This is a genomic window from Afipia sp. Root123D2, from assembly GCF_001425835.1.
Classification (GTDB): Bacteria; Pseudomonadota; Alphaproteobacteria; order Rhizobiales; family Xanthobacteraceae; genus Afipia.
Map to the genome: position 1 here is coordinate 1,099,410 of NZ_LMDP01000001.1, position 26,127 is coordinate 1,125,536.

Here is a 26,127-nt window from a genome sequence, read left to right on the forward strand (position 1 = left end):
GGCTGCGGTCGTCGCTCGTTGTCAGCCGGTCACCGCGATAGCCTCGATCTCGACGAGCCATCCCGGCATCGCAAGGGCGGCCACGCCGACGAGAGTGCTCGCTGGCGGTGTCATGTTCGCGAAGAAAGGTGCTCGCGCTTTCCCGACGATCATCCGGTGTTCGGGCTGATAGTTCACCACGTAGGTCGTGATCTTGACCACATCGTTGAAGCTCGCACCGGCCGCGGCGAGTGCCCGTCCGACGTTGTGCATCACCTGGGTCGTCTGTGCGGCGAGGTCGCCGTCGCCGACCAGCGCGCCGTGCTCATCAATCGCAACCTGGCCCGCCGTGTAGATCGTGCGCGCTCCCGACGCCACGACGACGTGCGAGTAAGCCGGATTCTGCAGAAGCCCGGCTGGATGCGGGTGTTCCAGTTTTCCCATTGTCGGATTCCTTTGGTTCGCCGGTTGAACGTACAGGACGAAGCCGGTCTTTCAACGGGCGGCCCCCGGCGGGGTAGCGCGGCTGATATCCGCTGTTGCAAATCACTTGCAACAAGAGGCGGCAGCTGGCATATTGAGCGCATGGATTTCTCCCCGACCGGAATTCCGCCCCGCCGGAACCACTCAACCGTTGCGCAACCGACCGCAGAGGCCCTCCCGGGCGGCTGGCGTTCGGCACGGGGCGAACCGTCGCTAGCCGACATGTTCGGGTCGATCCGCGTCGCCCGGACCGGGTCGTTCTGGCGCAAACTGGCGGCATTCCTCGGCCCCGGCTACCTGGTCGCGGTCGGCTATATGGACCCCGGCAACTGGGCGACCTCGCTGGCCGGCGGCTCGAAGTTTGGCTACGCACTGCTCGCCGTTGCGCTGATCTCCAACATCATGGCGATCATCCTGCAGGCGCTATGCGCGCGGCTCGGCGTCGGCTCCGGGCGCGATCTGGCGCAGGCCTGCCGTGATGCCTATCCGAAGTGGGTGTCGTGGCCGCTGTGGCTGCTGGCCGAAATCGCCATCAGCGCCACCGACCTTGCCGAAATCATCGGCACCGCCATCGGCCTCAATCTGCTGTTCGGGATTCCGCTCGAGATCGGCGTGCTGATCACCGCGCTCGATGTTTTTCTCATTCTCGCATTGCAGGTGCTCGGCTTCCGCTGGATCGAAGCTTTCGTGGTCGCGCTGCTCGGCGTCATTGCGGCGTGCTTCGCGACCCAGATCGCGATGGCCGATCCGGATTGGGGCGCGGTGATCCGCGGATTCGCGCCCACCACCGAAATCGTCGCCAATCGCGACATGCTCTATCTCGCGCTTGGCATTCTCGGCGCGACGGTGATGCCGCATAACCTCTATCTGCACTCTGGTCTGGTGCAGACCCGTGGCTACGGCCACAGCGAAGGCGAAAAGCGCGAGGCGATCAAGTTCGCCACCATCGATTCCACCATCGCGCTGTGCCTGGCGCTGCTGATCAATGCCTCGATTCTGATCCTCGCGGCGTCGACCTTCCACGCGTCGGGCAATACCGACGTCGCCGAACTCGACAAGGCGCACGCGCTGCTGTCGCCGATGCTGGGTTCGGCCATCGCGCCGACTCTGTTCGGTATCGCACTGTTGTGTTGCGGCCTGAATTCGACGGTGACCGCGACGCTGTCCGGCCAGATCGTGATGGAAGGCTTTATCAACATCAAGGTCGCGCCGTGGCTGCGCCGGTTGATTACCCGCGCCATCGCCATTGTGCCGGCGGCGCTGGTGACGATCTGGTACGGTGAGAGGGGCACGGCGCAGCTGCTGATCCTCAGTCAGGTGATCCTGAGCCTGCAACTGCCGTTCGCCATTGTGCCGTTGGTGATGTTCACGGCGAGCAAGGCCAAGATGGGGACCTTCATTGCGCCGCGCTGGCTCACCGCCGCCGCCGGACTGACGGCAGCGATCGTGATTGCGCTGAATGCGAAGCTGGTGGTGGATTTCATCACCGGCTGATGATCGTGGATCAATCGCCCTTGGCGTTGCGATCGAATTTTTCGCGCGCGTTTTGGATTTCGGGCAGGTTCGTGAACGCCCACTGACCGAGATTCTGTACCGGCTGACGCAGCGAGCGCCCAAGCTCCGTGAGTTCGTAGTCGACGCGCGGCGGGATGGTTGGAAAGACCGTGCGCGTCACCAGCCCGTCCCGTTCTAGCCCCCGTAGCGTCAGCGTCAGCGTCCGCTGCGAGATGCCGCCGATCATACGCTTGATCTCGTTGAAGCGGCGCGGGCCGTCACCCAGCAGCATGATGACCAGCACGATACCGCCATCTTGAAAAATCAATCCTGCGGCTCGGGTGCAACCGTGCCGGTGGCGTCGACGCGCAGCCAGCCGCTCGGTGCGAGCCGCTGCTGCGGCAGGAAGCGGCCCTTGTAGTCCATCTTCTTCGAACCTTCGATCCAGTAGCCGAGATAGACGTAGGGCAATCCCATCCGCCGGGCGCGCGAAATGTGATCGAGGATCATGAAGGTGCCGAATGAACGGTCCTGTTCGGCTGGCTCGAAGAACGAATAGACCATCGACAGGCCGTCGCCGAGAATGTCCGTCAGCGCCACGCCGACCAGATCGCCGCCGCGGCCGGTGATGCCGGTGTCCGCGTTGCGGCGGCGATATTCGATGATGCGGGTCGGGACGTGGCTGTCCTCGACCATCATCGCATAGTCGAGCACGGTCATGTCGGCCATGCCGCCATCGCGATGGCGCTCGTCGAGATAGGCGCGGAACACGGAATACTGTTCGGACGAGGGCACCGCGCTGCGCAATTCGCTGACGATGTCGGCGTTGCGCGCGAGGACCTTGCGGAAGTTGCGCGACGGGCGGAATTCATTGGCGATCACCCGCACCGAGACGCAGGCGCGGCACTGATCGCAGGCCGGACGATAGGCGATCGACTGGCTGCGGCGGAAGCCGCCATGGGTCAGCAGGTCGTTGAGATCGGCGGCCTTGTCGCCCACGAGATGCGTGAAAACCTTGCGCTCTTGCTTGCCCTCCAGATAGGGGCAGGGCGACGGCGCCGTCAGGTAGAATTGCGGCGTATTGCGCGAGTGCTGGGTCACGTGTGGCCGTCAACCTCGTTCAAGTCGGTTCGGGAATGCGCTCCATCGCCTGCCGGGAGCAGATTCGCACTCCCATTCGGAACGCCAGCATCGCGCCGCGCGCGCGGACCGTCAACTCGCCAGACAGTCCACGCGGTTCAGGCGGTTCAGCCGGGCCGGGTGGTCTGGACCACCGGCATCGGGACGGAACTGTTGATGATCACGGTTCCCAGAACCATGTCGTGCAGCAACTGGCGGCGGCCGTTGAACAGGCCGACCAGGACGATGAACGGAGTCAGGAACGACACCGAGATCCAGTACAGCACGGCATGGGTTGCCCCGAGCAGAAAGTACGGCCGCTCGCCGGTCCAGGTCCGCATCTCCACGCCCATGGTCCGCATGCCGATGGTCGCGCCATGCTTTCCGCCGAGCGAGGCGCCGTAATAGATCAGCGCCCAGATCACCGAGAACGGCGAGATCAGCCAGAACAGGAACCAGCCGAGCCCGAGCGTCACCACGCCGAACAGCGTGATGAAGATGACGGCAAGGATGATCGGAATCGACAGCACGACCAGGTCGATCAGGAACGCGATGAAACGCTTGGTCAGAACGCCGCGGAACAGTTCGGCATTCAGCCACGGATCGTAGGCGGGGGCACGCGCACCGGACGGGTCGTTGCGCCAGGTGGCGCCGCCGTTGCCGGAGTTTCTGGTGTCGGACATGCTCGCTCTCCCTCTCGTCCCGTCGGGACGGACTTAAGCGCACATGGCGATGCCGCCGGAGGCGCGCAAGACGAGTTAGGCTCACATGGAGAAAAAGTTATGGCGCTGCCGCCACGAAGACGTCACTGCTTTTTAGACGGCTATGCCCTTGAACCTAGCGTTGGGTGCGCAGCTTTTCCGCCGCATAGGCGGCGAAGTAGGTGAGGACGCCGTCGGCGCCGGCGCGCTTGAAGGCGAGCAGGCTTTCCATGATCGCGCGGTCGCCGTCGATCCAGCCGTTGTTGGCGGCACCGGCGATCATCGCGTACTCTCCCGACACCTGATAGGCGAAGGTCGGCATCGCGAAGGTGTCCTTCACGCGCCGCACGATGTCGAGATAGGGCAGGCCCGGCTTGACCATCACCATGTCGGCGCCCTCGGCGATATCGAGTTCGACCTCGCGCAACGCTTCGTCGGAATTACCCGGGTTCATCTGGTAGGTGCGCTTGTCCCCGGTCAGCGTTTTCGACGAGCCGATGGCGTCGCGGAACGGGCCGTAAAACGCCGACGCATACTTCGCGGCGTAAGCCATGATCTGCACATCGAGAAAGCCCGCGCGGTCGAGCCCTTCGCGAATGGCACCGACGCGGCCGTCCATCATGTCGGAGGGCGCGATGATGTCGCAGCCGGCTTCGGCCTGCACCAGCGCCTGGCGCACCAGCACGGCGACGGTCTCGTCGTTGAGGATCTTGTCGCCGCGCAGCAGCCCGTCGTGGCCGTGGCTGGTGAACGGATCGAGCGCGACGTCGCACAGCACGCCGAGGTCGGGAAATTCCTTCTTGATCGCACGCACTGACTGGCAGACGAGGTTGTTGGCGTTGAGCGCCTCGGAGCCGGTTTCGTCGCGCAGCGACGGGTCGGTGAACGGGAACAGGGCGATACACGGGATGTCGAGTTTCATCGCGCGCTCGGCGTCGCGCACGCACTGATCGACAGTGATGCGGTCGACTCCCGGCATCGAGGCAACCGGCGTGCGCGTGTTGTGGCCGTCGACCACGAACAGCGGCCAGATCAGATCGTTGATGGTGAGAACATTTTCCTGCACCAGCCGGCGCGCCCATTCGGACTTGCGGTTGCGGCGCGGGCGGATCGGTAGATCCAGCGCTGGGGAGGCGCTTGTCACGCCGCGCGGTTCGTCGCGCATTTCGATCGGCCGCCCAAATTTGATCGCCATTGCCGGGTCTCCTTGTCTCGATGGGTTCTAGAGCATTTTGCCCCCGATGTGGAATCCCGATTTGCCGCACGTTTTGCGCGCAAACCCGGCGGGGACCTGCGCAGGCCTTGCCCGTTTAGCCAGCCAGGCCCGCGCTTTCGCCGCCATCCGAACAAGCGGATTGATTTTGTCGCCCCGGCAGACCAAGACTCCGATCCAATGAACACCGAATCCCGCCCTTCGATGAAAACGCGCATGGTCCATGTCTTCGGATCCGCCGCGGAATCGCGCGAGCAGATCAGCGGCGGTTCGCCGGTGCCGGAAGACACCGAAACCGGCGGCAATGCCTGGACGTCGCGGCTGGTTTTGTTTCTTCGCATCATGGCGGTGATCGCGATGGCGAAAGGACTCTATCACTGGGCTGAAATCACCGGCTTCATCGGCAGCGAAGACACCGCGTTCGAAGTGCAGACCACGCAATGGCAAAGCGCAACAGTTTACTTCGCGGTGATCGAACTGGTCGCTGCTGTCGGCTTGTGGCTGGCGACGCCGTGGGGCGCGGTGGTGTGGCTGACATCCGTGGTGTCGATGGCGGTGATCGAGCTGATGTTTCCGGCGATCTACGGCAGCAATTATCTCGTCGTTATTCTCGCGCTCGTGCTGCTGGTCATTTATCTGGCGCTGGCCTGGATGGCGGCCCGGGAGCGGCCGCCATGATGATCAACAGAATCTTTCAAATTTGAGCGATCGGTGTTCTGGAATGCGACAGATCACGTGACGAAGCGTGAACGCAGGGCCGATAGCGTGAATCGAAAGTAACAAAAAGCCCTGAAATCACGGGCTAAATCGATCGTTTACCGATTCAAATAAACCTTCTCTTTATGCTGTTGTTTAAGCTGATCTTCAAACGCTGCCCTTACGTTCTGGCTATCAGGCGGGACAAAAGTTTCGTCGAATAAGTCGTAAAACGACAACAGGGGAAGTGTCATGATGAAAGCCGCAGCTACGGCGGTTGAAACCGTCGGTCGCGATTCCGCCGCGCCGATCCAGCCTCTTTATCTCGAAGCACTGACGCTCGTCGAACGGCTGCATCGCCGTTTGCTCGACGTCATCAAGGACGAATTCGATCGTCGCGGCCGCGCCGATATCAACTCGGTGCAGGCGCTGCTGCTCTACAACATCGGCGACAAGGAATTGACCGCCGGTGAACTGCGCACCCGCGGTTACTATCTCGGCTCGAACGTGTCCTACAATCTGAAGAAGCTCGTCGAGATGGGCTTCCTCGATCATCAGCGTTCGCGCGTCGATCGCCGTTCGGTCCGCATCCGTCTCACCGCGCAGGGCCAGGAGGTCCGCCACATCGTAGACGCGCTTTATCAGAAGCACGTCAAGACGGTGGAGCAGGTCGGCGGCATCTCGAACGAGGAGTTCGCGACCCTGAACAAGTCGCTGCACCGTCTCGAGCGCTTCTGGACCGACCAGATCCTGTATCGGCTCTGAGCATTTTCTGAAAATGGGGCCAAGCCGGCGCAAGACCGGCAGCCCGTCTTCTATTCAGCCAGCCCTCCCTGGCTTACGCCGAAGTGCGCCCAAGACGCACACGGCACGATCTTGCGCGAGATTCCCCTGGCGCGGGATGAAGTGCGATCTCGCCGGCTCCCTCGCGGGGGCCGGTTTTGTTTTTGCAGGCTGGCCGCGCCGTCCCGCGGGAAAGCGCCGGATCGCGAAACGCGGCTACAGGATCAGGCTGAACATCAGCACCACGAGCGCGAAGGCGACCGGGTAATAGAGCCGGTTGTCCTCGGCGATGGCCTCGATAAGTTTCATGCGGAACCCCCGATAAAAAGGGGCAATACCGTGGCGGCCCATTTGTTCCCCCGGGATCGGGTGTTTTTCGAAGGCGTGCCCGGCGCTCGCCCGTCCGCGCAGTTGGTGCCGGAAGGCCGGGAACCAAATTCCTGCTTTGCTGTTGGCGATGGGATCAACCTTCTTCATCCCAATCGGGTGATACCATGCGGCGCAAGATTCACGACTGGATGGTCGGCAGCGACCCCTATGTGCTGGAGCTGGCGGGCGACGCGATGTTCGCGGTGCTGTCAGCGGCGGTGGTGACCGGCGGCATACGGTTCGTCGTCGGATTCCTCTGAGGCGGCGTCCCGCATCACCGGCGGCAGGGCGGTTTGAAAGGGAATCGACTCGTAAACGAGTCCTGAATCCCGCGCGCGCAAAGCCAAAAATAAAGCCCGAGACTCTTGACCGGACTCTTTCCATCATTCTCGAATGATGAAGACGATTCTCAAAACAACCCGCGACCGTGTGCAGGTCGCTTTGATGCTCGTTTTGCTGGCGGCGTGTTCGCTGAACGTGGTGTTCTTATGCGCCCGTTTCTAGGAACGGTTGCGCGGGCAAGGGCGTACAGCCGCCGTTCGCGGCAGGTCTCTTTTGCATTTTCGTGCTTTGGCGGCCAAATCGCCCGCCAAACGCGCCCGGTCGTGGTTGCCGGGCGCTATATCTGGCATAAATAGCCGGCCGTGGGTGCCAGAACTTGGCCGCCGGGGCCGGATATGATATCCCGCACGCGCTGCTTCCGACCGTCACCCGGAGCGAGGCCAGGGCAACCAAACCGGTTTTCCGCCTGAAATTGCTCCCAGATTGAGCCGTCCGCGCCCAGCCGAAGGGCCGCGGCGGTGGAGACATTTCGCTCATGAGCTCTTCTGCCAAAACTGCTTCCGCTCCCGACTCGTTTTTCACGGCCTCGCTCGCCGACGCCGATCCTGAGATCGCAGCCGCGATCACGGGCGAACTCGGTCGCCAGCGCCACGAGATCGAACTGATCGCGTCGGAGAACATCGTCAGCCGCGCCGTCCTTGAGGCGCAAGGCTCGGTGATGACCAACAAGTACGCGGAAGGCTATCCGGGCGCGCGCTATTACGGCGGTTGCGAATGGGTCGACGTGGCGGAGACGCTCGCGATCGAACGCGCCAAGAAACTGTTCGGTGCCGGCTTCGCCAACGTTCAGCCGAACTCCGGCAGCCAGATGAACCAGGCGGTGTTCCTCGCGCTGCTGCAGCCGGGCGACACCTTCATGGGCCTCGACCTTGCTGCTGGCGGCCATCTCACTCACGGCGCGCCGGTCAACATGTCCGGCAAATGGTTCAAGCCGGCGCACTACACCGTGCGTCGCGAGGACCAGATCATCGATATGGATGAAGTGGCCAAGCAGGCCGAACAGATCAAGCCGAAGCTGATCATTGCGGGCGGTTCGGCCTATTCGCGGGCGTGGGACTTCAAGCGCTTCCGTGAGATCGCCGACAGCGTCGGCGCCTACCTCATGGTCGACATGGCGCACTTTGCCGGCCTCGTGGCTGGCGGCGTCCATGCCTCGCCGGTGCCGCACGCGCACGTCACGACGACGACGACCCACAAGTCGCTGCGCGGACCGCGCGGCGGCCTGATCCTGAGCAACGACGAAGCGATCGCCAAGAAGCTCAACTCGGCGATCTTCCCCGGCCTGCAGGGCGGGCCGCTGATGCACGTCATCGCCGCCAAGGCGGTGGCCTTCAAGGAAGCGCTGCAACCGGACTTCAAGATTTACGCGAAGAACGTCGTCGAAAACGCGAAGGCGCTTGCGGAAACGCTGCGCTCCAACGGTTTCGAGATCGTCTCCGGCGGCACTGACAATCACCTGATGCTGGTCGACCTGCGGCCGAAGGGCCTCAAGGGCAACATCTCCGAGAAGGCGCTCGTGCGTGCGGGCCTCACCTGCAACAAGAACGGCATTCCGTTCGATCCCGAAAAGCCGTTCGTCACCTCAGGCCTCCGTCTTGGCACGCCGGCGACGACCACGCGCGGTTTCGGCGTTGCCGAATTCAAGCAGGTCGGCACGCTGATCGCCGAGGTGCTCAACGCGGTGGCGCAGTCGGAAGACGGCAAGGCCCCCGGCGTCGAGGCGGCGGTGAAAGAGAAGGTCAAGGCTCTGACCAGCCGTTTTCCGATTTACCAATAAGGGTAACCCAGAAGGTTTCCGCCGATGCGTTGCCCAAGCTGCAACAGTCTCGACACTCAGGTGAAGGATTCCCGGCCGACTGAAGATTCGGCCGTGATCCGGCGGCGGCGCGTCTGCATGGCGTGCAATTTCCGCTTCACCACGTTCGAGCGCGTGCAGCTTCGCGAACTGACCGTCATCAAGCGCAACAGCCGCCGGGTCCCGTTCGATCGCGACAAGCTGGTGCGCTCGGTGCAAATCTCACTGCGCAAGCGGCCGGTCGATCCGGAGCGTGTCGAGAAGATGGTGTCCGCTATCGTCCGCGAGCTCGAGAGCGGCGGCGAATCCGAAGTCTCGTCGGAGGTGATCGGCGAAATCGTGATGGAGCATCTGCGCCAGCTCGACGACGTCGCTTATGTCCGCTTCGCATCCGTGTATCGCAATTTCCGCGAGGCCAAGGATTTCGAAGCCGTGCTCGGTGAACTGTCCGGCGACGACGATCCACGCGCGGCGGCCTTGCGGAAATGACCGGTCGCGGTCGTCATTGCCGCCGATGACATCCGATCAACGCTTCATGCAACTCGCGCTGGCGCTCGGGCGGCGCGGGCAGGGCCGCACCTGGCCCAATCCCGCTGTCGGGGCGGTCATCGTCAAAGATGGTGTGATCGTCGGGCGTGGCTGGACCCAATCCGGCGGGCGGCCCCATGCTGAGCCGGAAGCGCTGGCACGGGCAGGCGAAGCCGCGCGCGGCGCGACGCTCTATGTCACGCTGGAGCCATGCTCGCATGTCGGCAAATCGCCGCCGTGCGCCGATGCGATTATCGCGGCGGGCATTGCGCGCGTTGTTTCCGCTGTCGAGGATCCCAATCCGGAAGTCGCCGGGCAGGGACACGCCCGGCTGCGTGCTGCCGGCATCGCGGTCGAGGTCGGCCTCTGCACCGAAGAAGCCGCGCGCGATCATGCCGGACATTTCCTGCGGGTGCGCGAAAAGCGCCCGCATGTGTTGCTCAAGCTGGCGGTGTCGGCCGACGACAGGATTGCTGCCGCTGGTCACCGGCCGGTCGCGATCACCGGCGAGACTGCAAAAGCGCGCGTCCATCTGCTGCGCGCGCAGAGCGACGCCATCCTGGTCGGCATCGGCACCGTGCTGGCGGACGATCCGCTGTTGACCTGCCGCTTGCCGGGTCTGGAAAAGCGGTCGCCGGTGCGCATCGTACTCGACCGTGCGCTGCGGCTGCCGGGTGATAGCAGGCTTATTCATTCGGCGCGCGAGACACCACTATGGGTGATGACATCGAGCACGTCGGATGCGCGGGCTGCGATGAAGCTCGGCGGGGCGGGTGCGCAGATCATGCGGGTCGCGACGACGGAGACGCCGCCCGGTCTCGATCTTCAGGCCGTTTCAAACGCGCTGTCGGAGAAGGGGATTACGCGGCTGATGGTCGAAGGTGGCGCACGAGTGGCGTCCTCGTTTCTCGCGGCCGGTCTGGTCGACGAGATCTGGCTGCTGCGCGGACCGCAGGAGATTGGCTTGGGCGGCGTGGCTGCGCTCGATACGCAACCCTTCTCTGTCATCACGCAGTCGCCACGCTGGCGTGTGCGTGCTACCGAAACGCTGGATCGAGATACACTGACCATCTACGAGCGCCGCCTCTGATCCGGAAAAATGGAAACCGGTTTTTCCGATCAGATCAGGGGCAAACAAAGAGAAAAGTATGTTCACCGGCATCGTTACCGACGTGGGTCATATCGCCAGCTTCAAACCGACGGCGCAGGGGCAACTGCACCGGCTGCGGATTTCGTGCGCCTACGATCAGACGACAATCGCCGATGGCGCATCGATCGCCTGCAACGGTGTCTGTCTCACGGTGGTGCAGTCGGGCGTCGAGCAGGGACGAACATGGTTCGATGTCGATGCCGCCGCCGAAACGCTGCGCATGACCACGGCACAAGACTGGAAGGAAGGAACGCGTCTCAATCTCGAGCGTGCGCTGAAGATCGGCGATGAACTCGGCGGCCACATCGTCGCGGGCCATGTCGATGGCATCGCGACCATCGTCTCGCGCACCGACTTGCCGGACATGGCGAAGTTCGAACTGCGCGCGCCGCGCCAACTGGCGCGGTTTATCGCCGCCAAAGGCTCGGTGACGCTCGACGGCGTATCGCTGACGGTCAACACCGCCGTGGATGATGTGTTTTCGGTGCTCATTATCCCGCATACGTTGCAGGTGACGACGCTGGGCGACTGGCGGGAAGGCTCCGAGGTCAACCTTGAAATCGACCTGATGGCCCGTTACGCCGCGCGGCTGACCGAAATGAAGTAATGGCTGCCATACCGGAGTTCTAGCGGCTTGGCTTTACATGGCGCGACAGCTACAACCGCGCCGAACCCTATCATTCGAGATTGACGGAACGACACCATGGCCGAGCCGCGCCGGGCGCAATTGAAGGACGATACCGATATCAGCGGCGCCCGCGTGGTGATCGTGGAAGCGCGTTTCTACGACGATATTCAGGATGCTCTGCTCGAGGGCGCTGTTGCTGAATTGAACGCCGCCGGTGTCGGTTACGACGTGATCAGCGTTCCCGGCGCGCTGGAAATTCCGTCGGCGGTCGCCATCGCGCTCGATGCGGCGATGAAGAAGGGCCGTTCCTATGACGGCGCGATTGCGCTCGGCTGCGTGATCCGCGGCGACACCATCCATTTCGAGGTGGTCTCGATGGAATCCGCACGCGCCTTGATGGATATGTCGGTGGCGCGCAGCCTGCCGCTCGGCAACGGCATCGTCACCGTAAACGACGAAAAGCAGGCGTGGGCGCGGGCGCGGGTCAGCGAACTGAACAAGGGCGGCGACGCGGCGCGCGCCGCCGTGGCGATGATCCGCATCAAGCGCCGTCTGGCGAAACCCTGATGGCCGAAGCTCCAAAGACCGCCGAGAAGAAAGCCAACCGGCGCGGCGCGGCGCGGCTGGCGGCGGTGCAGGCGCTGTACCAGATGGACATCGCCGGCGCGGGCATCAACGACATCTTCGCCGAGTTCGAAAGCCATTGGCTCGGTAACGAGGTCGAGGGCGACAAGTATCTGCCTGCGGAAGCGGCGTTCTTTCGCGACGTGGTCGCGGGCGTGGTGCGCGACCAGAACAAGCTCGATCTGCTGCTCGACGAGGCGCTGTCAAAGGGCTGGCCGCTAAAGCGGATCGACGCCATCCTGCGCGCGGTGCTGCGGGCCGGCGCTTATGAACTCGATCACCGCAAGGATGTGCCGGCGCGCGTGGTCATCAAGGAATACGTCGATGTTGCCCAGGCCTTCGTTGAAGGTGAGGAAACCGGTCTGGTCAATGCGGTGCTCGACCAGATCGCGCGTCAGTTCCGCGCAAGCGAGTTCTGATACCGGAATTGTCATGCTTGGCCTTGTGCCGGGCGCCGACGTCTTGGGATACTCGTTAGGACGTGGATGGCCGGGGCGAGCCCGGCGATGTCGAAAATAGCGGTATGGCTGGATCCAACCTAAAATGGCCTCTGCCGAAGACGACCTGATCGGGCGCTACTTCCGGCCGCTGGCCACCGATGCCGGTGCGCTCGGCTTGATCGATGATGCCGCAACCCTGAAATCGACTGGCGACGACCTCGTGGTGACGACCGACGCCATCGTCGAGGGCGTTCATTTTCTGCCCGACGATCCGCCGCAAACCGTCGCGCAAAAAGCGCTGCGGGTGAACCTGTCGGATCTCGCCGCCAAGGGCGCGTTGCCCGCCGGTTTCGTTCTGACGTTGGCATTGCGTGAGATCAGCGATGCATGGCTGGCGCCGTTCGCCCACGCGCTCGGTGAGGATGCGGCGCAATTCAAATGCCCGCTGCTCGGAGGCGATACGGTGTCCACACCCGGACCGGCGATGATCTCGATCACTGCATTCGGGCGCGTCCCGCCCGGCAAGATGGTCCGGCGTGATGGCGCCAGGGTGGGCGACCTCGTCGCCGTCACCGGCACGATCGGCGATGCGGCGCTCGGTCTGAAGGTTTTGCAGAAAGGCAGTGCGGCTGTGATGGTTGCGGACGATCCCGCAAGCCGCGATGCGCTGATTGGTCGCTACCGGGTCCCGCAGCCGCGCAATGCGCTCGCCGCGGCGGTGCGCGATCACGCCAGTGCCGCGATGGATGTCTCGGACGGCCTCGCGGGTGATCTCGCCAAGCTATGCAGGGCGTCCAGTGTCTCCGCTCTGGTCGAACTGGTGTCGGTACCGCTGTCGCCTGTTGCGATCAGGGCTCTGGTGCAGGGCGCGGCCGATCTCGAAACCGTGCTGGGGGGTGGAGACGACTACGAGATTCTCTGCACCGTCCCCGAGAATCGGTGGGAGGCGTTTGTCGGGGCCGCGCGCACCGCGCAGGTTCCTGTGACGGTGATCGGCCGCATTGTGGCGGGGTCACAAGAGCCTGGCTTCGTTGACGGAGCAGGGCAGCCGGTCGTCCTGAAACGCTTGTCCTACAGCCATTTTTGACGATTTTTCGCGGCCGCGGCCGCGTTCCTGCGGGGCGAAATTTGAACCTCCCAAAAAGCGCGATCTAGGCCTTTGGCAACATTGCGTCAGGGGTACGATTTTGGCATTGTCCGCGCCGAATTGAGGCGGTTTTGGCCATTTGGCGGGGCTTGTCTCGTTTTCGCGCTGTCCGCACTCGCGGCTGCACGCGCGTTGGGGAAAACAGCAGAATCTGAGGCAAATTAAATGACAGCATTATGGTTGATTGTGCTCGCGGGGGCACTTTCCATTGTTTACGCCATCTGGGCGACGTCGTCGGTGCTCGCGGCCGACGCCGGCAACGCTCGGATGCAGGAGATCGCGGCGGCGGTGCGCGAAGGCGCGCAGGCCTATCTGAAGCGCCAGTACATGACGATCGCCGTCGTCGGCGTCGTGATCTTTGCCCTGCTGGCCTACTTCCTCGGTCTGCTCGTTGCTATCGGCTTCCTGGTCGGCGCGGTGCTGTCGGGCGCGGCGGGCTTCATCGGCATGAACGTCTCGGTGCGCGCCAACGTCCGGACCGCACAGGCGGCGACCAAGTCGCTCGCCGGCGGTCTTGAACTCGCCTTCAAGGCCGGCGCCATCACCGGCATGCTGGTTGCGGGTCTCGCGCTGCTCGGCGTCACGCTCTACTTCATCTATCTCACGCAGTTCGCGGGCCTCGCGGTCAACAGCCGCGTTGTCATCGACTCGCTGGTGGCACTCGGCTTCGGCGCATCGCTGATCTCGATCTTTGCCCGTCTCGGCGGCGGCATCTTCACCAAGGGTGCGGACGTCGGCGGCGATCTCGTCGGCAAGGTCGAAGCCGGCATTCCGGAAGACGATCCGCGCAACCCGGCCACCATCGCCGACAACGTCGGTGACAACGTCGGCGATTGCGCCGGCATGGCCGCCGACCTGTTCGAGACCTACGCCGTGACCGCGGTCGCGACCATGGTTCTGGCCGCGATCTTCTTCGCCAAGTCGGCGTTGCTGGCGAACGTGATGACCCTGCCGCTCGCCATCGGCGGCATCTGCATCATCACCTCGATCATCGGCACCTTCTTCGTCAAACTCGGCGCCAGTCAGTCGATCATGGGCGCGCTCTACAAGGGACTGATCGCCACCGGCGTTCTGTCGCTGGTCGGCGTTGCGTTCGTCATCCATCAGCTGATCGGCTTCGGCCCGCTCGCCGGCGTCGACTACACCGGCCTTGCGCTGTTCGAGTGCGGCGTGGTCGGGCTCGCGGTGACAGGTTTGATCATCTGGATCACCGAATACTACACCGGCACCGATTTCCGCCCGGTGAAGTCGATCGCCCAGTCGTCGGTGACCGGTCACGGCACCAACGTCATTCAGGGTCTCGCGATCTCGATGGAATCGACGGCGCTGCCGGCGATCGTCATCATCGCGGGCATCCTGATCACCTACAGCCTCGCAGGTCTGTTCGGCATCGCGATCGCGACCACCACCATGCTGGCGCTGGCTGGCATGATCGTTGCGCTCGACGCCTTCGGCCCGGTCACCGACAACGCCGGTGGCATCGCGGAAATGGCCGGTCTTCCGAAGGAAGTCCGCAAGGCCACCGACGCGCTCGATGCTGTCGGCAACACCACCAAGGCGGTCACCAAGGGTTATGCGATCGGCTCCGCCGGTCTCGGCGCTCTGGTGCTGTTTGCGGCCTACAATCAGGACCTGAAGTTCTTCATCGCCGATTCCGCGAACCATCCGTACTTCGCCGGCGTGTCGCCTGACTTCTCCCTGAACAGCCCGTACGTGGTTGTCGGCCTGCTGTTCGGCGGCCTGCTGCCGTATCTGTTCGGCGCGATGGGCATGACCGCGGTGGGCCGTGCGGCCGGCGCGATCGTCGAGGAAGTGCGTCGTCAGTTCCGCGAGAAGCCGGGCATCATGAAGGGCACCGACAAGCCGGACTACGGCAGGGCGGTCGATCTTCTGACCAAGGCCGCGATCAAGGAAATGATCATTCCGTCGCTGCTCCCGGTGCTGTCGCCGATCTTCGTCTACTTCGTGATCTACGCGATCGCGGGTGGCGGTGCGGCCGGCAAGTCGGCGGCGTTCTCGGCGGTCGGCGCGATGTTGCTCGGCGTGATCGTGACCGGTCTGTTCGTCGCGATCTCGATGACCTCGGGCGGCGGCGCCTGGGATAACGCCAAGAAGTACATCGAGGACGGCCATCACGGCGGCAAGGGTTCCGACGCTCACAAGGCGGCGGTGACCGGCGACACCGTCGGCGATCCCTACAAGGATACGGCAGGTCCGGCGGTCAACCCGATGATCAAGATCACCAACATCGTGGCACTGCTGCTGCTGGCGATCCTCGCGCACTAAGCGCAAGCGATCTCGAAACAATCAAAGCCCGCGGTTTTGCCGCGGGCTTTTTGTTTGTGCGGGCGATCGCGGCGAATCGCTGCCGATTTGTGACAATTTGACGGAACGCACCGCCGCGTTTTTGACATCGACGTGCGGAAACCTGACGCATTGGCTGCGTTATTGGCTGATGGGTTTGAACCGTACGGCTTGCGATTCAAGGGAGCGATGTCATGGCAGCAGATAATGGCGATCCGTTCGAGCAGGGCAAACTCGCGCGCTACAACAATGAGCCGCGCAACAACCCGTATCCGAGGGATTCCGAGCAGCATGCGCGCTGGGAAGCCGGCTATAAATTCGTCGAGCAAGGGCTGACCGCGGTGTGAGCGGTTCGTCTCGGCCGATCATGCGAGGTTTGCGGCGTCGCGTGGTCTTTCGAACCGATGAAAATCAGCGCGGACTGATGATCTTGAACAGCGGCGTCAGATAGCTCAGCTCCTGACCGCTGGTCGGTGTTGTGCGGCTGATAAAGTCGAAGATGCGGCCATCCTGCAGGCCGTAATTCGCGATCCGCTGCACCCGGCGATCCTTGTCGAAATAGATGGCGATCACGCGCTGGTCGACGACCTGCTGATGCAGGAAGGCGACCTTCCGCTCGGACCGCTGCGAGATGTAATAGAAGACCTCGCCGCTCAGGGTGGCGACGGTGGAGGGGGTGCCCATCACGATCAGCACCTGGTCCTGGCTCGCGCCGATCGGAATCTGTTCGAGCGCACCCGGAGGAAGGATATAACCCTTCTGGAACTGTTCGCCGGTGCAGGCGGCAAGGGTCGCGCCGGTCAGAATCACGGCCGCAGCCCGCAGCGCGGACCGGCGGGTGAGGCGGTTTTCACCGGCTTTCGACGTTTTTTGAACGATCAAGGTCATTGCAGAAACTGCGCCTTCCTCTTGCATCGCGCGGAGGGTTGACGTACCCGGCAGGACTTCCAATTGCAACAGGCCGGGTGTCGCCGATGACAGCGACTGGCCCGATCGGAACCGAAAATGCTTTGGCCCTTCAATCGCTTCAGGAATCCCAGCCTGCCGTCGCGCGGCACCATTGAAGCCATCTATGGCATGATCGTGGCGCAAGCGCGAGAACCGGCATTTTACGCCACCCTCAACGTTCGAGACACCGTGGACGGCCGTTTCGATATGGTGGTGCTTCATTTGTGGATGGTGCTGCGGCACCTGCGCACGACCGATGGCGGCGACAGCCTGTCACAGGGCTTGTTCGACCGCTTCTGCGAGGACATGGACGGCAATCTGCGCGAGATGGGGGTTGGGGACCTGACGGTGCCGAAGCGGATGCAGGCCTTCGGTGAGGCGTTCTATGGCCGCACGGCGGCTTACGATCTGGCGCTCGCCGGCGGCGAGGACGATCTCGCACAGTCCATCGGACGCAATGTCCTGAATGGCGCACACCCCGATAGCGCTCGTTTGCTGGCGCGGTACGTGCTGGCAGTGGTGGCGGCTCTCGCGCCGGCCGATGGTGCGGCCCTGGCCGCGGGGACGTGGCATTTTCCGCAACCGATCGTGCCACAGCCTGCTGGCGCATCCTGAAACGATCATGAGCAAGGGACCTCCGATGGCTGGCAAGCCCACCGCTGAAAAAACGCCCCGCAAGGACCTCGCGTGGAGCGTCCCTGTGATGATCGCGCAGATTCCCGAAGGCGGATCTCATGTCGTCCTCGAAGCCGATGCGAAGCAGCGTGCGGCGCTGGCGGCGCTCGCCGGCCTGCGCGACGTCAGCGACGCCAGCGCGTCGTTCGATCTGGCCCATACGGGAAACGGCACGGTGCACGTGGTAGGACGAGTCCGGGCGCGGGTCGGGCAGACATGCGTTGTGACGCTCGATCCGATCGAGAACGACATCGATGAGGCGGTCGACGTGACATTCGCGCCGCCATCCGACGAGCCGGTCTCGCATGCGCGTCTGCCCGCGTCGGGCGAGGAGGGCGATCTCGAAATTCCCGACCCCCCGGAGCCGATTGTCGGAGGTGCCATCGATCTCGGCCGTCTGGCGGCGGATTTTCTGTTTTTGGGAATTGATCCCTATCCGCGCAAGCCGGATGCGGTTTTCGACCTGCCGCCGATCGCAGACGACCCCGAGGATCATCCGTTTGCCGCGCTGAAGGCGCTCAAGGGCGCGCCGCCGCAGGAGTCGGGTCAAAAGCCTAAGAAAAAGTAGGACTCACAGCTGCGTGGCTGGCCTCGCTTGAGAATGCAGTCAAGATCAAGACAGGCCGGTCAAGATGTTGTATCGCCTCAGGGAAGCGTTATTGTTGCAGCCCCGGCTGCGGTCAGCCATTCGGCCGTAAAAGATCAGGTTTCCGGAACGACCCATGCCGCAAAAGGTTCGAATTGCGCTAGACGCCATGGGCGGCGACTTCGGCGCATCGGTGGTCGTTCCCGGCGCGGGAATTTCACTGACCCGACACCCCGACACCGAGTTTCTGCTGTTCGGCGACAGCGCGCTCATCAACAAGCAACTCGACGCTCATCCGGCGATGAAGGCGGCCTCGCGCGTCTTTCATACCGACGTCGCGGTCACCATGGACGAGAAGCCGAGCCAGGCGCTGCGCCGCGGCCGCAAGACATCGTCGATGTGGCTTGCGCTCGATGCGGTGAAAAAGGGCGAGGCCGACGTCGCGGTATCGGCCGGCAACACAGGCGCGCTGATGGCGATGGCCCGGTTCAACCTGCGAATGCTGCCCGGCATCGATCGCCCGGCAATCGCCTGCGCCTGGCCGACGGTGCGCGGTGAGTCGGTTGTGCTCGATGTCGGCGCCTCGATCGGCGGTGATGCCCAGCATCTGGCGTCGCTGGCGATCATGGGCAGCGCGATGGCCCGGGTGCTGTTCGATCTCGAGCGCCCGACGGTCGGGCTTCTCAATATCGGTGTTGAGGAAGTCAAAGGGGTCGAGGAAGTCCGCGGCGCGGCGGAATTGCTGCGAAGCATGAACCTGCCGCAGCTCGATTTCATCGGTTTCGTGGAGGGCGACGGCATCGGGAAGGGTGCCGCCGACGTCATCGTCACCGAGGGTTTCAGCGGCAATATCGCGCTGAAGAGTGCGGAGGGAACCGCCCGCCAGATCGCCGAGTATCTGCGCAGCGCCATGGGACGGACCTGGCGCTCCCGGCTCGGCTATCTGTTCGCGCGCGGCGCCTTCAACGCCCTGCGCGACAAGATGGACCCGCGCAAGGTCAATGGCGGCGTCTTCCTCGGGCTGAACGGCGTGGTGATCAAGAGCCATGGCGGCACCGATGCCGAAGGCTTTGCCTCGGCTGTCGATGTTGGCTATGACATGGTCCGCTACGATCTCCTGACCAAGATCAATCAAACTCTCAACCGTGACGGCGGCGCCCTTGCTCGGGCGCCGGACGCGCAGGAGGCTGTCTCGTGACTGTGTTGCGTTCGGTTGTGCTTGGCTATGGCTCCTATCTGCCCGAGCGCATTTTGACCAATGCCGAACTGGCCAAGATGGTCGACACCTCCGATGAATGGATCGTTCAGCGCACCGGGATCAGGCAGCGCCACATCGCAGCGGACGGCGAGTTTACCTCCCATCTCGGTCTCAGGGCGGCGCAGGCGGCCATTGCCAAGGCCGGAATCGACGCGCAGTCGATCGATCTGATCGTGCTGGCGACCTCGACGCCCGACAACACGTTTCCGGCGACTGCAGTTTCTATTCAGAACGGGCTTGGCATCAATCACGGTGCCGCGTTCGACCTGCAGGCGGTCTGCTCGGGCTTTATCTTCGGGCTCGCGACAGCCGACAATTTCCTCAAGTCGGGAGCTTTCAAGCGCGCGCTGGTGATCGGCGCCGAGACGTTTTCGCGGATCCTCGACTGGAACGACCGTGGCACGTGCGTTCTGTTCGGGGACGGTGCCGGCGCGGTGGTGCTCGATGCCCAACCGCAGCCCGGCAAGACGTCTGATCGCGGCATCCTGACCACGCATCTGCGCTCTGACGGCCGCCACAAGGACAAACTGTTCGTCGATGGCGGACCTTCGAGCACGCAAACGGTGGGACATCTGCGGATGGAAGGCCGCGAGGTGTTCAAGCACGCCGTCGGCATGATCACCGATGTGATCGTCGATGCATTCGAGGCGACGGGAACGACGGCCGATGACATCAACTGGCTGGTTCCGCATCAGGCCAACAAGCGGATCATCGATGCGTCAGCCAAGAAGCTTCATATTGCGCCGGAGAAGGTGGTTCTGACGGTTGATCGTCATGGCAACACCTCCGCGGCATCGATTCCCCTGGCACTGGCAGCCGCTGCCGACGATGGACGCATCAAGGCCAATGACCTCATCATGCTGGAAGCCATGGGTGGGGGCTTCACCTGGGGGTCTGCACTGCTTCGGTGGTGACAATAGCAGCCGGAAGTCCGCTAAATTTGAAAGGAACTTCTTGGCCTTAGGTCGATCAGCAGTGTTGACCCTCGCGCTCTAAGCTCATAATTTCAGGAACGAAAATGTTCGCCGAACTGGGGCAGGCGATGACGGGAACCGGAAAAACAGTCACACGCGTCGATCTATGCGAAGCGGTCTACCAGAAGGTGGGCCTGTCGCGTACGGAGTCGTCCGCGTTTGTCGAACTCGTGCTGAAGGAAATCACCGATTGCCTTGAAAAGGGCGAGACGGTGAAGCTGTCCTCGTTCGGCTCCTTCATGGTGCGCAAGAAGGGCCAGCGCATCGGACGCAATCCGAAGACGGGAACCGAAGTTCCGATTTCGCCCCGGCGCGTCATGGTCTTTAAACCGTCGGCGATCCTGAAGCAGCGTATCAACGGTAACGCCGGCAATGGCGCGGCAGCACCTGCGGAGCAAGACTGACGCATTGTCGGGCCTGCCGCGCTGGGCCGGATGCTTAACCTGCCCATAAGCCGCGCCTCTCGCTTGAAGCGAATTCCCCTTGGAGTGAAAACGCGATAGATTCGCGGTGGCAGCGATTCATTGCCATGCGATGAAAGGGAGGATGCATTTGGACAAGGCGCCGGATGCATTTCGGACCATCAGCGAGGTCGCCGACGACCTCGATATCCCGGCGCACGTTCTGCGATTCTGGGAAACGCGGTTCGCCCAGATTAAACCCATGAAGCGGAGCGGCGGCCGGCGCTATTACCGCCCCGACGACGTCGATCTGCTGCGCGGAATTCGCCGCCTGCTCTACGGCGAGGGCTACACCATTCGCGGCGTCCAGCGCATCCTGCGCGAGCACGGCATCAAGGCGGTGCAGAACCTGGTGGACGATTCGGCGATTGCGCCGGCGTCGTTCGCAGGCGCAGGCGCCGTTAAACCATCGCGCCGCATCCCGGCCGATTCCGAGTCGCATGAGAACGGTCACGACATCGCGGACGGCGACGATGCCGATTTCGACGACGATCAGGACGATGCAGATGACGGTGCCGAAGACCATCAGGCAGACGAACATCTGACGGACGATGGCGATGACGACACCATCTTGCGCGAACCGGTATTCGCCCGACCGGTGGTTGCAAAACCCATCGTTGCCAAACCGGTGCCGCCAGGCCCCGTGGCTGGCGCGGAAATTTACGGGCCACCCGCCATTCGCAAGCAGCCCGTCCCGGATCGCAGCAAACTTCAGGCGGCGCTCGATGACCTGATTGGCGCGCGCGCCCTGATCGAACGGGTGCTCAAGGACGAACGCCAGTCGTGACCTTCCGGCGGTGCCGGCCGGTATCCCTGCCTTCTTGCGCGTAGCGCCGAACGACGCTACAGCAACGGGGCCGCGAAGGCAGGTTCGGAGCGTGGCGCAGCCCGGTTAGCGCACTAGTCTGGGGGACTAGGGGTCGGAGGTTCGAATCCTCTCGCTCCGACCATTCAACCGATTGAATATGCACCAGATTTTTCTCCTTAGTTGGCCCTGAGTTCCTCTGTTATTTGCTGTCGGGAAGCACCGGGGAAGCACGAGGCGCAATTCAGGTCGCCTCGCGCGCCGATTCCCCTAGCCCATCCGGCCAGCCGGGGCGAGCATTCGCCGGGCCATGCTGAGGTCGACTAGGGCGTCAATGACCACCATGTTGCCCGGCAGGGCGTGGAACTGTCCGACCGCCCGCCGGCCGAGGGGCTTCAACATGCGGGCAGCCACACCGGACGGCACGTGTGCCTCGAGGATCACGGCATCCTCTTCGATCACGAGACGGAAGACGGTACCGAGCGAGTCGAGCTTCGCGGCGATTGCTTGGGCGCGCGTGGGAATGACGGACAGGGTCGGCGCGGTGTTGGTGGGGCGGGTCATAGCGATTTCCATTCGTTTAGGTTGAGCGTCCAGGGGCGAAATGACCGACGCTAGGCGGCCCCGCACACCTTTAGGCTCACGCCTTGGACATACGCGTGCGGCCCCTGGACTTGATTTGTGATCGCCGACTACCGGAAACGACTTTCGGCTAACGTTGTAGGCTTTCGGCCCAGGGGAATGATGCGGCTGACTACCGAAATCGAAAACAGATTTTTTCGCCGATTTGCACGCACAATAAAATCGACGTGTAAGCAGTTGAGTTTCGCGAAGGATCTTTGATCGACGCTCAAAATGTCGATTTCTTCGCTGCGTTAAATCGACAAGAAACCGGCTATTTTCAGGCATAACTTGCACTCGACTGCGCAGCAGATTCGTTTTAGTCTCAATGCGTTGGAGATATAGCGATGATCGAAATTGCGTTTGGAATACTGCTTGCGCTCGCAATCTTGCTTTGCGTGCCGTTCCTCATGAGAGGACTTGCGGCTCTGATCCCGATTGCAGCGCTATCGTTTTTTGCTCTGTTCTTTCTTGGTACGGGGTTCGGCCGATCGTTAATTCCGGTCGTGTTCACCTTGGGAATGTTCTTCGCGTTGATCGCTGGCGCCGGTCGTCTATGGGATTGGCGAGAAGCTAAGAAGCGCGGCCCGCGTCAGGTCCTCAGTACCGCAGCGGACGATCGTTGGCATGCACGATAGGGCGTACCCACCCACCCCCGGCGGGGGCAGATTTCATGGCGTCCAGAAGCCGCCGCCTCGCTTTCCTAAATTGCAAATTTCCATATTCCTCAGGATTACTGTGGAAAGGCGACTTCAGTTCTTCGCGTGCATCCGCTCGGCTCCTACCATTGCTGCCACAGCACTTTGGTGCTGGCTAGGGCGCAACCATGGTCGATGTCGAGTCAGCGGGAGATCCGGCAACGCCGGGTTCGAAGAACGTCGTCATCTTTTCCGATGGCACGGGTCAACGTGGCGGCGTGTTCTTCGATGAGGATCGGACAAACATATACAAACTCTATCGCGCGGCTCGTGTCGGTCCTGACACGTCGATCGACCCACGCCAGCAGGTTGCGTTCTACGATCCAGGGCTAGGCACACAACCCGCTGGCGGAAATACCGTTACACGTACCTGGCGCACACTTTACAATTTCGTTAGCCAAGCGACCGGCCTCGGCGTCACTCGGAACATTATCGACTGCTATGCTGCCGTCATTGAGCACTGGCGCCCGGGCGATCGTATCTTTCTGTTTGGATTTAGTCGCGGTGCTTATACGGTTCGATGCCTTGCAACGGTGTTGGCGTATTGCGGAATCCCAACGCACGGTAAAAGCGGCGCGCCGCTTTTACGCGATAAGTCTTCGACGCAAAGGGTTGCCGCAGAAGCCGTTAAGTCTGTGTATCAACATGTTAGTTCCCCGCGAGATGCAAAATACTTCGATCAACGAAGAGCACTCGCCGCTCGCTTTCGGAAGAAATACGGTGCGGTAGAGGAGCAGCGTAGTTCTTTTCCGTTCTTTATCGGTGTGTTCGACACGGTTGCAGCGCTCTCCAACCGAGGTTCTCTGGCAATATTGGCTAGTGCCGTCGTCGGAGCCCTGCTGACGCTGAGCTTGATTCTTGCCCTTGCTGGAGGCGATCTTCAGAAATATTGGTACTGGCTGCCATGGCTTACGTTTGACACGGCGTTGCTCGCACTTGCCGCCTATATATACACCCACCTCAAGTTTGCAGTGCGCTTAGATGGATTCAAATGGTGGGAGACGGTTCATCTGACTACCTTTCGTCAGAAATTTTACGACGACCATCTTGACACGCGAACAGGATATGCCCGGCACGCTATATCGCTCGACGAGCGCCGCGCGGATTTTCAACGCGTGAAATGGGGAAACAGCAGGACCGAATTCACAATCCCCGGCAAGATCCCCCGTTTTCGGCAGCTGTGGTTTGCGGGGAACCATGCCGATATCGGTGGTGGCTACGCTGAGAATGAATCGCGGCTTTCCGATATAACACTGAGTTGGATGCTCGACGAAGCAACGTCGCTGACAGATGAAAGTTTGCTAGTGGACCGAAGCGTGCTCGCTCTCAAACCGTCCTTCGACGGCAAACAGCACGACGAGACTCGATCGTTACTATTTCGCCTGGCGGGAAAGTCGGATCGAGCACCTGTTAGCACCGCGACGTTGCACGAGAGCGTCAAACAGCGTTTTGAGTTCGAAGCCGTACTTCAATATGACGTGATGGCTAAATACCGGCCAGAGTCGCTGCGGACCCATGAAGGGTTTGAGCGCTATTACGACGACGTTCCATGGCCCCATATTACGTTTTGGCAAAGCCTCAAACAGGCATGGTGGTCTCGATCAATTCGATCAGCTTTTAGCAGCCAAGGGGAGGGACGAGACATGGAAAAGGCGCTTTCGTGCATCGGCTTCGTACTTGGCTTGGTCGGAATATTTGGTGGAGGCGGAATCCTGCTAGCGCAAATTGGCCATTGGCTGATGACCGCCGAATGGCGGTCTATGCCGCTCTCAACAGTGGGGAGTTGTCTACACAGGATGCTCGCCGATTGGCGTGGTCTCCAACAGGTGTTCGATTGGATCCTTAAGCTGCCCCTCTCGCTCGTAATCTTCCTGACGGGTTACCTTCTGTTCTGGTTTTTCGGAGTGCTTTCCACAAAGGCGTATCAGCGTTGGGTGAAACGGCAAAGAAAGATAGCAACGCCAGCGCAAACACAAGCATAGGCGCTTCTCAAAATCACGCATCCGTAGTATTATCACGTATGGCGACCCTGTAGCCGTTCCGCCGACGGCGCCGCGCAATCAATGCGCAGTTTCGGTGTCGCCAGAATGCCTCAGCCAACCCCTTACGATCGCCAAAACAGTTTCTCGCTTCACAGCGCGCAGAATCCTTCGTCTCCGCAGCGGGGAACAGACCTTGATATTGAGTTCAACGCGGTCAAAGTTTCTCTGGATGAGACTCAAGGCAATCTAAAAAGAATCCAGTCCGATGACGGGCGCCTCGCACCGGGATCGGTCGGTCGGGACCAACTCGATTCGTCCATCACGATTGGCTTCAAAAGCCCGCTGCCGTGGACGACGGATACGCTCTACACGGTCGACGTCTCGACGGTCTTCAACGAGGCGAAGTTCTACACCGCCCTCGAGACCCACACGTCCGGCGCGGTGTTCGACGCGAGCAAATGGCGGCTGGTGGCCGATCTGAGTGTCGCGGCTGCGCTGCCCGACGGCGGCGTGACCGAGGCGAAAATCGCCGATGCCGCCGTGACGTCCGCGAAGATCGCGACGAACGCCGTGGTGAACTCCAAGATCGGCGCGTCCGCGGTTACGACCGCGAAGATCGCCGATGCGGCCGTGACGCTGGTCAAGATGGCTGCCGCGGTGCCGGCACAGCTGCGCGATTTGATCTTGCCGGCGGGCCTCGGACCTCTCCCGTGGTCGGGCGCGTCGCTTCCCGACGGTTGGGATTGGGCGGACGGTGGCGTGCTGCTTTCCGACACTGCGTTCCCCGCTTTGCGCCAGCGCTACATCGACGACAGTTTCCCCCATGGCCAGGACGGCTCCGGCAACCCGAAGAAGCCGGACGGCAAAGGCCGGTCGATCTTCGGTAAGGACAACATGGGCGGTTCGGCCGCCGGGCGGCTCACGTCGGCCGGCTCCGGCGTCGACGGCACCACACTCGGCGCAACCGGTGGTGCGCAGTCGGTCGTGCTGGTTCAGGCGAATCTGCCGAATGTGACGTTTGCGACAGCGGTTGCGGCGGGGCAGGGCAGCCATCGCCATTCTTACTCGGTGGGTCAATCGGCCGCGAATGGTTTTGAGACTGGCCCAAACCCGCATCTCGGTAGCAACGCTGGCACCAACACAGGATTTGCCACGCTCCCCGCCATGACGGGCACGACGCCGTCGGGCGGTTCTGACACGGCGCACAACAATGTGCCCCCCGCGCTGGTCTGCAACCTCATCATCAAGGCGCACTGATGTTTTTCCAGTTTCTACAGTCTCGCGCGGCCGCGCCCGGAGCCACCCCGCCCCCTAGCTCGGCTCC

At 62.3% G+C, this 26,127-nt stretch carries 30 protein-coding genes and 1 tRNA gene; 23 read left to right on the forward strand and 8 right to left on the reverse strand.

The window, feature by feature from the left end:
- Window positions 1-21: 21 nt before the first annotated feature.
- On the reverse strand, window positions 22-423 hold the full coding sequence (locus tag ASC80_RS05365) for a RidA family protein (protein ID WP_056293588.1): 402 nt from the start codon (window positions 421-423) through the stop codon (window positions 22-24).
- Between the two features lie 141 nt (window positions 424-564).
- Between ASC80_RS05365 and ASC80_RS05370 the strand changes: the two genes are divergently transcribed.
- Window positions 565-1,956, forward strand: coding sequence for an Nramp family divalent metal transporter (locus ASC80_RS05370; RefSeq protein ID WP_082512409.1), 1,392 nt, complete (start codon window positions 565-567; stop codon window positions 1,954-1,956).
- 10 nt (window positions 1,957-1,966) lie between these two features.
- Here ASC80_RS05370 and ASC80_RS05375 read toward each other — a convergent pair whose 3' ends face one another.
- The 4 genes from ASC80_RS05375 to hemB form a co-directional block, all read right to left on the reverse strand.
- Entirely contained in the window at window positions 1,967-2,284 is a 318-nt protein-coding gene (locus ASC80_RS05375) for a winged helix-turn-helix transcriptional regulator (protein WP_502690931.1), read from the reverse strand.
- The gene (locus tag ASC80_RS05380) at window positions 2,281-3,057 is read right to left on the reverse strand and encodes an arginyltransferase (RefSeq protein ID WP_056293594.1); all 777 of its coding nucleotides are present in this window, start codon (window positions 3,055-3,057) and stop codon (window positions 2,281-2,283) included. Before ASC80_RS05380 ends, ASC80_RS05375 begins: the two co-directional genes overlap by 4 nt.
- 146 nt (window positions 3,058-3,203) lie before the next feature.
- Window positions 3,204-3,758 carry an RDD family protein gene (locus ASC80_RS05385; protein ID WP_056293596.1) on the reverse strand — a complete coding sequence of 185 codons (555 nt, stop codon included), beginning with the start codon at window positions 3,756-3,758 and terminating at the stop codon, window positions 3,204-3,206.
- A gap of 154 nt (window positions 3,759-3,912) precedes the next feature.
- The gene (hemB, locus tag ASC80_RS05390) at window positions 3,913-4,971 is read right to left on the reverse strand and encodes a porphobilinogen synthase (RefSeq protein ID WP_056293601.1); all 1,059 of its coding nucleotides are present in this window, start codon (window positions 4,969-4,971) and stop codon (window positions 3,913-3,915) included.
- Between the two features lie 198 nt (window positions 4,972-5,169).
- On the opposite strand from hemB, the gene ASC80_RS05395 reads away from it, so the two are divergent.
- Both ASC80_RS05395 and ldtR read left to right on the forward strand, forming a co-directional pair.
- Window positions 5,170-5,667: a DUF6163 family protein gene (locus ASC80_RS05395; RefSeq protein ID WP_056293602.1), complete on the forward strand. Its 498-nt coding sequence runs from the start codon at window positions 5,170-5,172 to the stop codon at window positions 5,665-5,667.
- A gap of 270 nt (window positions 5,668-5,937) precedes the next feature.
- Window positions 5,938-6,450, forward strand: a complete 513-nt coding sequence (ldtR, locus tag ASC80_RS05400; RefSeq protein ID WP_056293604.1) for a transcriptional regulator LdtR — start codon at window positions 5,938-5,940, stop codon at window positions 6,448-6,450.
- 234 nt (window positions 6,451-6,684) lie between these two features.
- Here the strand turns inward: ldtR and ASC80_RS05405 are convergent, their stop codons facing one another.
- Window positions 6,685-6,945: a hypothetical protein gene (locus ASC80_RS05405; protein ID WP_056293606.1), complete on the reverse strand. Its 261-nt coding sequence runs from the start codon at window positions 6,943-6,945 to the stop codon at window positions 6,685-6,687.
- Window positions 6,946-6,962: 17 nt separating this feature from the next.
- Between ASC80_RS05405 and ASC80_RS24530 the strand changes: the two genes are divergently transcribed.
- The 10 genes from ASC80_RS24530 (at window position 6,963) to ASC80_RS24115 (ending at window position 16,142) form a co-directional block, all read left to right on the forward strand.
- On the forward strand, window positions 6,963-7,097 hold the full coding sequence (locus ASC80_RS24530) for a hypothetical protein (RefSeq protein ID WP_283805035.1): 135 nt from the start codon (window positions 6,963-6,965) through the stop codon (window positions 7,095-7,097).
- Window positions 7,098-7,654: 557 nt separating this feature from the next.
- On the forward strand, window positions 7,655-8,956 hold the full coding sequence (glyA, locus tag ASC80_RS05410) for a serine hydroxymethyltransferase (RefSeq protein ID WP_056293609.1): 1,302 nt from the start codon (window positions 7,655-7,657) through the stop codon (window positions 8,954-8,956).
- Between the two features lie 24 nt (window positions 8,957-8,980).
- Window positions 8,981-9,463, forward strand: a complete 483-nt coding sequence (gene nrdR / locus ASC80_RS05415; protein ID WP_056293611.1) for a transcriptional regulator NrdR — start codon at window positions 8,981-8,983, stop codon at window positions 9,461-9,463.
- A 25-nt stretch (window positions 9,464-9,488) separates the two neighbouring features.
- On the forward strand, window positions 9,489-10,592 hold the full coding sequence (gene ribD / locus ASC80_RS05420; protein ID WP_056293613.1) for a bifunctional diaminohydroxyphosphoribosylaminopyrimidine deaminase/5-amino-6-(5-phosphoribosylamino)uracil reductase RibD: 1,104 nt from the start codon (window positions 9,489-9,491) through the stop codon (window positions 10,590-10,592).
- A 58-nt stretch (window positions 10,593-10,650) separates the two neighbouring features.
- Window positions 10,651-11,259, forward strand: a complete 609-nt coding sequence (locus ASC80_RS05425; protein ID WP_056293615.1) for a riboflavin synthase — start codon at window positions 10,651-10,653, stop codon at window positions 11,257-11,259.
- A gap of 96 nt (window positions 11,260-11,355) precedes the next feature.
- On the forward strand, window positions 11,356-11,847 hold the full coding sequence (gene ribH, locus ASC80_RS05430) for a 6,7-dimethyl-8-ribityllumazine synthase (protein ID WP_056293617.1): 492 nt from the start codon (window positions 11,356-11,358) through the stop codon (window positions 11,845-11,847).
- Window positions 11,847-12,323 (forward strand): transcription antitermination factor NusB, encoded by a 477-nt coding sequence (nusB, locus tag ASC80_RS05435; RefSeq protein ID WP_056293619.1) that lies wholly within the window; start codon window positions 11,847-11,849, stop codon window positions 12,321-12,323. The genes ribH and nusB overlap by 1 nt, the downstream gene beginning before the upstream one ends.
- Before the next feature lie 124 nt (window positions 12,324-12,447).
- A complete protein-coding gene (gene thiL, locus ASC80_RS05440) occupies window positions 12,448-13,431 on the forward strand; it encodes a thiamine-phosphate kinase (protein WP_056293622.1) in 984 nt (327 codons plus the stop codon).
- 225 nt (window positions 13,432-13,656) lie between these two features.
- Window positions 13,657-15,777 (forward strand): sodium-translocating pyrophosphatase, encoded by a 2,121-nt coding sequence (locus ASC80_RS05445; protein ID WP_056293623.1) that lies wholly within the window; start codon window positions 13,657-13,659, stop codon window positions 15,775-15,777.
- 212 nt (window positions 15,778-15,989) lie between these two features.
- A complete protein-coding gene (locus tag ASC80_RS24115; RefSeq protein ID WP_200941144.1) occupies window positions 15,990-16,142 on the forward strand; it encodes a hypothetical protein in 153 nt (50 codons plus the stop codon).
- Window positions 16,143-16,206: 64 nt separating this feature from the next.
- Here ASC80_RS24115 and ASC80_RS05450 read toward each other — a convergent pair whose 3' ends face one another.
- The gene (locus tag ASC80_RS05450) at window positions 16,207-16,683 is read right to left on the reverse strand and encodes an outer membrane protein assembly factor BamE (RefSeq protein WP_056293627.1); all 477 of its coding nucleotides are present in this window, start codon (window positions 16,681-16,683) and stop codon (window positions 16,207-16,209) included.
- Between the two features lie 117 nt (window positions 16,684-16,800).
- On the opposite strand from ASC80_RS05450, the gene ASC80_RS05455 reads away from it, so the two are divergent.
- The 7 genes from ASC80_RS05455 to ASC80_RS05485 all read left to right on the forward strand — a co-directional run bounded on the left by ASC80_RS05455 (window position 16,801) and on the right by ASC80_RS05485 (window position 21,647).
- Window positions 16,801-17,358 (forward strand): ubiquinol-cytochrome C chaperone family protein, encoded by a 558-nt coding sequence (locus ASC80_RS05455; protein WP_056293629.1) that lies wholly within the window; start codon window positions 16,801-16,803, stop codon window positions 17,356-17,358.
- 7 nt (window positions 17,359-17,365) lie between these two features.
- Entirely contained in the window at window positions 17,366-17,986 is a 621-nt protein-coding gene (locus ASC80_RS05460; RefSeq protein ID WP_056293632.1) for a YceD family protein, read from the forward strand.
- A gap of 154 nt (window positions 17,987-18,140) precedes the next feature.
- Entirely contained in the window at window positions 18,141-19,202 is a 1,062-nt protein-coding gene (gene plsX / locus ASC80_RS05465; protein WP_056293635.1) for a phosphate acyltransferase PlsX, read from the forward strand.
- On the forward strand, window positions 19,199-20,176 hold the full coding sequence (locus ASC80_RS05470) for a beta-ketoacyl-ACP synthase III (RefSeq protein WP_056293638.1): 978 nt from the start codon (window positions 19,199-19,201) through the stop codon (window positions 20,174-20,176). Before plsX ends, ASC80_RS05470 begins: the two co-directional genes overlap by 4 nt.
- Before the next feature lie 128 nt (window positions 20,177-20,304).
- Complete coding sequence (locus ASC80_RS05475; RefSeq protein ID WP_056295651.1) at window positions 20,305-20,640, forward strand: integration host factor subunit alpha; 336 nt, start codon at window positions 20,305-20,307, stop codon at window positions 20,638-20,640.
- Window positions 20,641-20,788: 148 nt separating this feature from the next.
- The gene (locus ASC80_RS05480; RefSeq protein ID WP_056295654.1) at window positions 20,789-21,484 is read left to right on the forward strand and encodes a MerR family transcriptional regulator; all 696 of its coding nucleotides are present in this window, start codon (window positions 20,789-20,791) and stop codon (window positions 21,482-21,484) included.
- A gap of 85 nt (window positions 21,485-21,569) precedes the next feature.
- A tRNA-Pro gene (locus ASC80_RS05485) sits at window positions 21,570-21,647 on the forward strand.
- A gap of 125 nt (window positions 21,648-21,772) precedes the next feature.
- Here the strand turns inward: ASC80_RS05485 and ASC80_RS05490 are convergent.
- On the reverse strand, window positions 21,773-22,066 hold the full coding sequence (locus ASC80_RS05490; protein WP_156464265.1) for a hypothetical protein: 294 nt from the start codon (window positions 22,064-22,066) through the stop codon (window positions 21,773-21,775).
- Window positions 22,067-22,470: 404 nt separating this feature from the next.
- Between ASC80_RS05490 and ASC80_RS05495 the strand changes: the two genes are divergently transcribed.
- From ASC80_RS05495 to ASC80_RS05505, 3 genes are all read left to right on the forward strand, one after another.
- Window positions 22,471-22,761 (forward strand): hypothetical protein, encoded by a 291-nt coding sequence (locus ASC80_RS05495; RefSeq protein ID WP_056293642.1) that lies wholly within the window; start codon window positions 22,471-22,473, stop codon window positions 22,759-22,761.
- A gap of 188 nt (window positions 22,762-22,949) precedes the next feature.
- Window positions 22,950-24,803 (forward strand): T6SS phospholipase effector Tle1-like catalytic domain-containing protein, encoded by a 1,854-nt coding sequence (locus ASC80_RS05500; RefSeq protein WP_082512410.1) that lies wholly within the window; start codon window positions 22,950-22,952, stop codon window positions 24,801-24,803.
- Between the two features lie 105 nt (window positions 24,804-24,908).
- On the forward strand, window positions 24,909-26,060 hold the full coding sequence (locus tag ASC80_RS05505) for a hypothetical protein (protein WP_156464266.1): 1,152 nt from the start codon (window positions 24,909-24,911) through the stop codon (window positions 26,058-26,060).
- The last annotated feature ends 67 nt before the right edge of the window (window positions 26,061-26,127 follow it).